Here is an 8800-nt window from a genome sequence, read left to right as displayed (position 1 = left end):
CGTAACTGCAATATGGAGGCATGACCTACTAATTATTAGTATTAATTAATAATTAGGTCAAGAAATAATTAATTTTTATTAAGTAATTAGATAGATAAAAGCAATAACATTTTACTCAAAAGGTTGGCGTAGGTTAATAGCAGCAGATAAGGTACCTTCATCTAAATAATCAAGTTCACCTCCGATAGGTATACCGCTAGCTAGGCGAGAAATTTTAGCAGGATGTTCTCTTAGATATTCAGTAATAAAATAGGCAGTAGTTTGACCTTCTAAAGTAGAATTAGTAGCAATAATAACTTCTTTAATATTTTCTGCAAAACATCTTTTAAGTAATTCAGGTAACCGAAGTATGCTAGGATTTTGCCTACTAGCTGCCGATAAATTATGACCTAGTACGTGATATAAACCTTTAAAATTACCGCTACGCTCCATTGCCCATAATTCAGCTACGGTTTCAACAACGGCAACAACCGATTTATCTCTATATTCAGAAGAGCAAATACAGCAAATATTTTCCGTATCCATATTACCGCAAATCTCACATTTTACTATTTTCTTATCTATCTCTACAAGGTTATTAATCAGGCTTTTTAACCTAACATCTTTATCTTGCAATAGATAAAGCGCTATACGTCTTGCCGACCTACTGCCAAGCCCAGGCAATTTAGAAAAAAGATAAATTAGCTGGTCTATGTCATTTGTGTTGTTGTTCATATATTAAGATTTGATTACGACGGTTCCGGCTATCTTATCATGCAATGCTTGTTTTTTAGAAGAAAAAAGTATGAAAAAAATACCTATAGGAAAAGTCATATACCCTAAAAATCTTTTAATTAACTGCTTTAAAGTCGGACGATTTAATGTTACGGCATCTACGATTTTCATATGTAAAAACATTTTACTAAGCGTTGCACCTTTATAATACCAAAGCGTTACGAAATATGAGCCTATTACTAATATATTAGTAGCAAAAATTGAAATATTAAACAAAATATATTTATTAAAATTCCCTGCTTTAAGATATTCATAAAATTCCTGACTCATAACAGAGTTAAACATTTCATTGGAATTATGAAGATTAATGTTATTACTAAGGAAATAATCATTAAAGAACAACCATAATAAATTAAAAGAACAAAATTGTGATATTGGGATTGCTATAAAGGCAAATAATGATAAATCAAGTGCCGTAGAAAAAATTCGTGCTATAAAATCAGGATAAATAATTTGCTTTTTCATTGCCGGTTACTTTATTTTGGTGTTAGATGGTAGGGGTTACCGAAATCGTCATTGCGAGGAGATGCGTAGCGTCGACGCGGCAATCTCATAAAGTAATAGCAATTCCTGAGATTGCCACGCTCCCTATGGTCGCTCGCAATGACGATTAGTACCCCTAATCAAAATTCAATATATTACATTTATGAACCAATTTGAAGCATATAGTTTATTATTTGTTGATAGTTTTGTCTCAAATCTTGTTATCGGTTTTCAGAATGAATTAATATTTCATTCTATGAAAATGTTTGGGGGCTATAATAGTGTAATAATGCTGCTGGTGGCTATTTGCACTTCTCTTAGCGGTAATGCAGTCAATTATATTTTTGGAAGAATTGTTTTAAATATCTTTTATGCTTCCAAAAATGAACAAAATATCTTAAGACATAAAAATTTAACAAAATTATATTATAAATATGAGATATTTATAATTTTCTTAATGGCTTTTCCTTTTTGGGGATGCTTTATTTCCTTATTTTCCGGTTTTTTTAAAACAAAATTTCTAAAATTTTTAGGTATTGGTTGTTTGGCAAAAGCATGCTATTATGCTCTAACATTATATATTTTATAATTTATGAAAAAATTAACCAAAACTAATTCTCATAGACAACAAAAATTAGCAAGTATTATAAATGAAGCATTAATCGAAATTCTAAGACGTGGTAAAATGCTGGATAGCAGACTTTTTGATTATCCTCTCACTATTACAAAAGTTATAGTTACTGCTGATCTAAAAATAGCTAATTGTTATTTCTTGCCTTTTAATACTAAACTAACAATAGATGAAATTATGGATGCCTTAAGTAATTCTAAAAATGCTATCAGAAATTTTATTACTAATAAAATAAATATGAACTTCTCGCCTGATATAAGATTTCATTACGATCACGGATTTGATAATGCTATAAAAGTGGAAGAGTTGCTAAAAAATATATAGGTGCTAGGGGATAAACTCAATCATTGAAAACAATAATTATCCGTTATACTAAAAACGCTTAAAAATTAAGCCTTTAGTACAACAGCTCCCTAGCATAAATAAACTAAAGGCTATAAATGTTTTGCAATGATGGAGTTTAAACATCATTTACAAAACAATAATATCATAATAATTGAAGTAATCAAGATATTTTAGTTATCGTTTAATATTTTTTTAAACTTTAAGTATAACTCAAATAAAAATAAATCCTTATTTTTATTAAATAACTTTAAAAGATTATTTTTTTATATTAAGATATAAGAATAATCTTTTAATAAAAATAAATAGAAAATGTCTCCTCAAATAATAGAGTTATTAATTTTTGCCGTTATTGCTTTTTACATTATCAACAAATTAATTACGACTCTCGGTTCTACTTCAGAAGAGGAACAAACAAAGCAAAAATCTTATTTTGGCGAACCGGTTATTAAGGACGTAACTTACAGTACAGTTAAATCTAATAAAGAAGAAAAAAATATTCCAACAGCCCAAGATATTAAAGCTTTTAAAGATATAATAGTGGAACATAATATAACTGCGGTCGTAGATGGAATGGAACAAGTCCATAAACGTCTTTACTCCTTTGATCCGGTTAAATTTATAAATAATGCTAAAACTGCTTTTCAAATGATTATAGAGGCGGCTTATAAAAAAGATGCTCAAGAATTATCTGAGCTGATAGATAAAAGATACTTGGAAGAATTTGAAAAAATAACACCGTCCTATGGTGATTTTTTTGACTCATCAGCTTTAAGTGCCAAATATTCAGAAATTTACATGTTCGGTAATAACATATTTATTAAATTACTATTTCAAGGTAAAAATGTAGTTGACAAAATTGAAGATTTAAAAGAAGAATGGACATTTACACGTAATGCTAATACTAAAGAAGTTGATTGGTTTTTAAGCAATATTGAGAAGGTGTAAATAAAATTCTACGTCATTGCGAGGAATACCCTAACCCGTCATTGCGAGCGGTCGAAGACCGCGCGGCAATCTCATGAAATAACAACAAACTCCTGAGATTGCTTCGTCGAAACTTGCAGTTTCTTTTCGCAATGATGGCTAAATAACCTAACAAACCATTAGTAATGAGTAAAATTTTCTATATTATAGGCACTATATTAATAATAAGTGTCGGTATTTTTATGTTTCAAAAACAAACAGCAACAGATAACAATCAAATAATCCCAAGAAAAGTTTTATTCGGTAACCCTGATAAAGCAAGGGTTTCTCTAACCCACGACGGCAAATATATTCTATATATTGCACCGAAAGACGGTGTATTAAATATCTGGCTAGCCCCCTCAGATGATATTAGTAAAGCAGAAGCCATAACCCATGACAAAGGACGTGGTATTTGGTCTTATGCTAAAGCTTATAATAATAAAAATATTTTATATACTCAAGATTTTAACGGTGATGAAAATGACCGAATCTACAGTTATAATATAGAAACGAAAGAGTCAAAGCTACTTACTCCTGAAAAAGGAGTTAAAGCCGGAATAGCAGGAGCAAGTCATAAGAAACCAAATGAGATATTAATATATTTAAATGAGCGTAATCCTGAATATTTTGATATTTACAAATTAAATCTAGATACTCTAGAAAAAGAATTAATTTATAAAAATGATAGATTTACTGATTACGTAGTCGATGAAAATTTAAATTTAAGATTCGGTAGTTTACTAGATAAAGACGGAGCCGTTGAATATTATGAATTAAGAGACGGCGAACCTAAATTATATACTAAAATCTCAATGGAAGATTCTTTCAATACTTCTATACTCGGTTTTGATGCTAGCGGCGAAATTCTTTATATGCTTGAGGGGCGTAACCGCAATACTTCAGCTCTTAAGGCGATAACACTTGCTACAGGCAGCGAAGAAATATTAGCCGAAGATGCAAAAGCCGATATCGGCTTATTTACAGTTCATCCCACAAAGCAAACTCCGCAAGCAGTATCTATAGATTATGATAGAGTCTCATATAAAATATTAGATAAAGATATTGAAGATGATATTAAATATTTGCAATCTCTCGATCGCGGTGATTTAATTATTAATAGTAGGACGTTAGACGATAAAATTTGGATCGTTGCTTATATGGCTGATAATGCACCGGTGAAATATTATAAATATGATAGGGCAAATAAAAAAGCCGAATTTTTATTTACTAATCGCAAAGAACTTGAGCAATATAATCTTGCTAAGATGATACCGGTAATTATCAAGTCACGTGATGGGCTTGATTTAGTTAGCTATATCACTTTTCCAAATGACATAAAGCTTGATGAAAATAATATTCCTGATAAAAAAGTACCGCTAATAATTAATGTTCATGGCGGACCGTGGGTTCGTGATAGCTGGGGATACAATCCTGAGCATCAATGGCTTGCAAATCGTGGTTACGCAGTTTTAAGTATAAATTACCGTGGTTCTACCGGTTTTGGGAAAGATTTCTTAAACACCGGTAATTTAGAATATGCCGGTAAAATGCACACCGATTTAATTGACGGTGTTAACTGGGCTATTAAAAATAATATAGTTGATTCTGATAAAGTTTGTATTATGGGCGGAAGTTATGGTGGTTATGCTACACTTGTCGGTCTTACCATGACTCCTGACATATTTGCTTGCGGTGTTGACGTTGTCGGTATGTCTAATTTATTAACTCATGTGCAATCTAAAGCTCCTTATATGACACCATTGTTAAGTATATATAAAACACGTATAGGACCTTGGGATACTGAAGAAGAAAAAGAGTTTTTAAGACAAAAATCACCGATTAATTTTGTTGATAATATCAAAAAGCCTTTATTTATAGCACAAGGTGCTCACGATGTGAGGGTCGTACAGACAGAATCAGAACAGATTGTAAATAGCATGAAAGCAAAGCGTATACCGGTAGTTTATGCACTTTACAAAGATGAAGGACACGGCTTTGCAAAGCCCGGTAACAGAATCTCATATTATGCTCTTGCCGAGCAGTTTTTAGCTAAGATTTTAAAAGGAAGAGCGGAGTATATAGGAGACGATTTAAAGAATGCTAATCTCATTCTGAATGATAAAGAAAAAATTAGCGGTACAGAGGCGGAAAAGATTATAGATACAGCAGTTGGGAATTAGAACCTTCACATCATTGCGAAGAATAACCCGTCATTACGAGCAGGCATTGTTGCGTGGATACCAAAGCCGTCAGCCGTCATTGCGAGGAAAAACTGCAAGTTTTGACGAAGCAATCTCAGGAATTATACTACACTACTTTATGAGATTGCCACGTCGCTACGCTCCTCGCAATGACGTTATCATAGCAATGAGGAGTACCACTATGCTACTGACAAATACTGAAAATTCTTATGGCTTAATTGCAAAACTTTTTCACTGGATAATGAGTATTATAGTTATAGTAATGCTCGTTGTCGGTTTCTTAATGGATAATTATATAGAACCGCCTCTAAAATGGCAATTATACGGGATACATGAAGCAACCGGTATAGTTGTTTTATCTTTAGTAATAATAAGGCTTTTATGGAAGTTCTATAATACTAATGTTTTATTACCAGCTGATTTACCGAATTGGCAGAAAAAAGCCGCTAATATTAATATAAATTTGCTATATCTTTTAATGTTATTAATGCCGATAAGCGGCTTTTTTATGACTATCCTATCAAATCATCATATTGATTTTTACGGTTTGTTTACTATAAATTCTTTTGCTCAAGATTTACAATTTGCCAAAATCTTTAAGAAAATCCATAAAAAAGCTGCTTTGTTATTTACTGCCTTAATTATTTTGCATATACTAGCTGCATTATATCATCACTTTATTAGGAAAGATAACGTACTTAAGAGGATGTGGAATGAGTAGCATATGTCATTCCTGTGGAAACAGGAATCCAGCTCTTTCCCGTGTTATACCGTGGCTTGACCACGGTATCCATAAAAAAGTAAAAACTAGATTCCGCTACAAGCTCGCGGGATGACGTTGAGTACTACTGGATTCCTGCTTCCGCAGGAATGACAAGCGACAAAAAACTCTCTACTTTACAGTTTAAAGATTAATTATTATACTGTGCTTTAATTATTTAAATAAATTATTTAAAATGAATATTCATGAATATCAAGCAAAAGAGATTTTAAGAAAATACGGCGTACCTACTTCCACCGGACTCGTTGTCACGAAAACCGAAAAGATTAATGAAACAATGGATAAGTTAAATACGGAAGTATATGTGGTTAAAGCACAAATACACGCCGGAGGCAGAGGTAAAGCCGGCGGCGTTAAGGTTGTTAAGAGTAAAGAAGAAGCTAAGAAAGTGGCTCATGACATGTTTGGTATTAATTTAGTAACACATCAAACAGGACCTCAAGGACAAAAAGTAAACCGTCTTTATATTGAATCAGGTTGTGATATTTTAAAAGAATATTATTTCAGTATCGTATTTGATAGATCAGCTAGCTGTATTACTTTCATAGCTTCTACCGAAGGAGGAGTTGATATTGAAGAAGTAGCAGAAAAAACTCCGGAAAAAATTGTTAAATTTTCCGTTGATCCTGCAACCGGTTTACAAGATTTTCATATGCGAGGCATAGCTTATGAGTTAGGCTTTAAGGATAACCAAGCAAAACAGATGAAAGAAATAGTAAAATCCGTTTATAATGCTTTTGTTGAAACTGATGCAGCACAAATTGAAATCAACCCGTTAATTGTACAAACGGACGGAAATTTACTCGCTTTAGACGCAAAAATCACTTTTGATGATAACGGCTTATTCAAACATCCGAATATTACGGCAATGCGTGATCACGATGAGGAAGATCCTTTAGAAACTAGAGCGGCAAATGCAGGACTTAGCTATGTAAAAATGGACGGTAATATCGGCTGTATGGTTAACGGAGCCGGTCTTGCTATGGCTACTATGGATATTATTAAACTTTACGGTGCGTCACCTGCAAATTTCTTAGATGTTGGCGGTGGGGCTGATCGTGAGCGTGTAAAAGAAGCTTTAAAAATAATTTTATCCGATAAAGAAGTACAAGGGATTCTAGTTAATATTTTCGGCGGTATTATGCGTTGTGATATTATAGCGGAAGGGATTATTGCAGCAGCAAAAGACATAGGTATAAAAGTACCGTTAGTGGTTCGTTTAGCCGGTACAAACGTTGAAAAAGGGAAAGAAATTTTATCAAATTCCGGTTTAGAAATAATACCAGCACATGATTTAGCAGATGCTGCAAGCAAGATAGTTGAAGCGATACGGTAAAGTTGTAGGTGTCATTCCTGCGAAAGCAGGAATCCAGGGTAAAACGAGATAAATCGAGTTTTTAATTTTAAAAACCTATTGTGTATAACCTTTAAATTACTGGATTCCCACCTACGCGGGAATGACATAATAACAATCCATGCAACAACGCTTTCAGTTGCTCGCAATGACGATGACGACACAAAAAAATAAAAACAATAAAAATTATTTAACATGGCAATATTAATAAATAAAAAAACAAAAGTTATCTGTCAGGGCTTTACTGGTTCACAAGGAACTTTTCACTCTGAACAAGCGATAGCTTACGGCACTAACATGGTTGGCGGCGTTACACCCGGCAAAGGCGGTCATACTCACCTTGATTTACCTGTATATAATACCGTACATGAAGCAAAAGCAAAAACCGGTGCAAATGCAAGCGTTATATATGTTCCGCCCGGCTTTGCTGCTGATTCGATATTAGAAGCAATCGATGCCGAAATCGAAGTAGTAGTATGTATAACGGAAGGAATTCCGGTACTTGATATGGTGAAAGTAAAACGTGCTTTAATCGGTTCTAAAACTAGATTAATCGGTCCTAACTGTCCTGGAGTTATCACACCTGGTGAATGTAAAATCGGTATTATGCCTGGACATATTCATAAAAGAGGAACGATGGGTATTGTTTCAAGATCAGGTACTCTAACTTATGAAGCAGTAGCACAGACAACAGCCGTAGGGCTTGGCCAATCTACATGTGTCGGTATAGGCGGCGATCCTGTTAACGGCACTAATTTTGTTGATTGTATTGATATGTTTTTGAAAGATGATGAAACAAAAGCAATTATTATGATTGGTGAAATCGGCGGTAATGCAGAAGAAGATGCAGCCGAGTTTATCAAGCAATCGAAAATCAAGAAGCCTATTGTTAGCTTTATTGCAGGTATTACAGCACCTCCAGGTAAAAGAATGGGGCATGCCGGTGCTATTATTGCCGGAGGAAAAGGAAGTGCCGAAGATAAGCTTGAAGCTCTACAAAGTGCCGGCGTAACTATCACTAGATCCCCTGCCGATATCGGTAAAACTATGTTAGATTTGTTAAATAAAAGTTAGAAATACGATATTATTCAATTTAACGTTATTACACACAACTATAAGCATTGTTGTTAGGTTGCTGATTTCATTCCTGCAAAAACAGAAATCTAAGATAATTTAACTTATGAGGCACCCCCCAAAAACAATCGACAAAAGAAGTAGAATTTTCTAGAAACAAAGGAGGAGATTCTATAAATGACAATATCAAA

9 protein-coding genes are annotated in these 8800 nt (G+C 33.4%); 7 read left to right on the top strand and 2 right to left on the bottom strand.

Annotated elements, in window-relative coordinates:
- Positions 1-111: 111 nt before the first annotated feature.
- Both recR and KYQ89_RS01300 read right to left on the bottom strand, forming a co-directional pair.
- A complete protein-coding gene (recR, locus tag KYQ89_RS01305; protein WP_218460046.1) occupies positions 112-714 on the bottom strand; it encodes a recombination mediator RecR in 603 nt (200 codons plus the stop codon).
- A gap of 3 nt (positions 715-717) precedes the next feature.
- Positions 718-1239 carry an RDD family protein gene (locus KYQ89_RS01300; RefSeq protein WP_218460045.1) on the bottom strand — a complete coding sequence of 174 codons (522 nt, stop codon included), beginning with the start codon at positions 1237-1239 and terminating at the stop codon, positions 718-720.
- Between the two features lie 181 nt (positions 1240-1420).
- Here KYQ89_RS01300 and KYQ89_RS01295 point away from each other — a divergent pair, with 181 nt between their 5' ends.
- The 7 genes from KYQ89_RS01295 (at position 1421) to sucD (ending at position 8609) form a co-directional block, all read left to right on the top strand.
- Positions 1421-1846 (top strand): YqaA family protein, encoded by a 426-nt coding sequence (locus KYQ89_RS01295; RefSeq protein WP_218460042.1) that lies wholly within the window; start codon positions 1421-1423, stop codon positions 1844-1846.
- 3 nt (positions 1847-1849) lie between these two features.
- Positions 1850-2212, top strand: a complete 363-nt coding sequence (gene rbfA, locus KYQ89_RS01290; protein WP_218460041.1) for a 30S ribosome-binding factor RbfA — start codon at positions 1850-1852, stop codon at positions 2210-2212.
- 330 nt (positions 2213-2542) lie between these two features.
- A complete protein-coding gene (locus KYQ89_RS01285) occupies positions 2543-3178 on the top strand; it encodes a Tim44 domain-containing protein (RefSeq protein ID WP_218460040.1) in 636 nt (211 codons plus the stop codon).
- A gap of 164 nt (positions 3179-3342) precedes the next feature.
- Complete coding sequence (locus KYQ89_RS01280; RefSeq protein WP_218460039.1) at positions 3343-5379, top strand: S9 family peptidase; 2037 nt, start codon at positions 3343-3345, stop codon at positions 5377-5379.
- 46 nt (positions 5380-5425) lie between these two features.
- A complete protein-coding gene (locus KYQ89_RS01270) occupies positions 5426-6121 on the top strand; it encodes a cytochrome b (protein WP_256621180.1) in 696 nt (231 codons plus the stop codon).
- Between the two features lie 235 nt (positions 6122-6356).
- Positions 6357-7517, top strand: a complete 1161-nt coding sequence (gene sucC / locus KYQ89_RS01260; RefSeq protein ID WP_218460038.1) for an ADP-forming succinate--CoA ligase subunit beta — start codon at positions 6357-6359, stop codon at positions 7515-7517.
- A 213-nt stretch (positions 7518-7730) separates the two neighbouring features.
- Positions 7731-8609 (top strand): succinate--CoA ligase subunit alpha, encoded by an 879-nt coding sequence (sucD, locus tag KYQ89_RS01255; protein WP_218460037.1) that lies wholly within the window; start codon positions 7731-7733, stop codon positions 8607-8609.
- The last annotated feature ends 191 nt before the right edge of the window (positions 8610-8800 follow it).

The organism is Rickettsia sp. TH2014 (assembly GCF_019249195.1).
Lineage (GTDB): Bacteria > Pseudomonadota > Alphaproteobacteria > Rickettsiales > Rickettsiaceae > Rickettsia > Rickettsia felis.
Note: the sequence above shows the minus strand (reverse complement) of the source record. Positions and strands in the feature narration are given on the sequence as shown.

Excerpts from the sequence above, each read along its gene's own strand:
- recR (WP_218460046.1), bottom strand. The coding sequence starts at position 714 with ATGAACAACAACACAAATGACATAGACCAGCTAATTTATCTTTTTTCT.
- KYQ89_RS01300 (WP_218460045.1), bottom strand. The coding sequence starts at position 1,239 with ATGAAAAAGCAAATTATTTATCCTGATTTTATAGCACGAATTTTTTCT.
- KYQ89_RS01295 (WP_218460042.1), top strand. The coding sequence starts at position 1,421 with ATGAACCAATTTGAAGCATATAGTTTATTATTTGTTGATAGTTTTGTC.
- rbfA (WP_218460041.1), top strand. The coding sequence starts at position 1,850 with ATGAAAAAATTAACCAAAACTAATTCTCATAGACAACAAAAATTAGCA.
- KYQ89_RS01285 (WP_218460040.1), top strand. The coding sequence starts at position 2,543 with ATGTCTCCTCAAATAATAGAGTTATTAATTTTTGCCGTTATTGCTTTT.
- KYQ89_RS01280 (WP_218460039.1), top strand. The coding sequence starts at position 3,343 with ATGAGTAAAATTTTCTATATTATAGGCACTATATTAATAATAAGTGTC.
- sucC (WP_218460038.1), top strand. The coding sequence starts at position 6,357 with ATGAATATTCATGAATATCAAGCAAAAGAGATTTTAAGAAAATACGGC.
- sucD (WP_218460037.1), top strand. The coding sequence starts at position 7,731 with ATGGCAATATTAATAAATAAAAAAACAAAAGTTATCTGTCAGGGCTTT.